The organism is Marinimicrobium sp. UBA4209, from assembly GCF_002381585.1.
GTDB lineage: Bacteria > Pseudomonadota > Gammaproteobacteria > Pseudomonadales > Cellvibrionaceae > Marinimicrobium > Marinimicrobium koreense.
The window spans coordinates 3,962-4,168 of record NZ_DFTP01000015.1; the positions used below are offsets into that span (position 1 = coordinate 3,962).

The following is a 207-nucleotide window of genomic DNA, read 5'->3' on the forward strand; positions in this document are numbered from 1 at the left end:
TTGTGCCGCCACAAGCTGCGTGAAGCTGCCATGCGGGGCGACGTTCCCGGTTTGGTCAAGTCCAGCTGGTAAGCCCAGGGCTTAACATTAGGAGCAGAATCAGATGAGCATGCAAGATCCGTTGGCCGATATGCTGACTCGCATTCGAAACGCCCAGCAGGTGGGAAAGTCGAATGTCACCATGCCCTCTTCCAAACTGAAGGCCTC

The 207-nt window shown here is 56.0% G+C and carries 1 protein-coding gene and 1 pseudogene; both read left to right on the plus strand.

What is annotated here, in order from left to right:
* Nucleotides 1-72 (plus strand): annotated as a pseudogene (locus tag B3187_RS02685) (30S ribosomal protein S14); the annotation flags it as partial.
* Between the two features lie 31 nt (nucleotides 73-103).
* Nucleotides 104-207 (plus strand): 30S ribosomal protein S8 (gene rpsH, locus B3187_RS02690; RefSeq protein WP_286804497.1); only part of this gene is annotated, 104 nt, incomplete at its 3' end.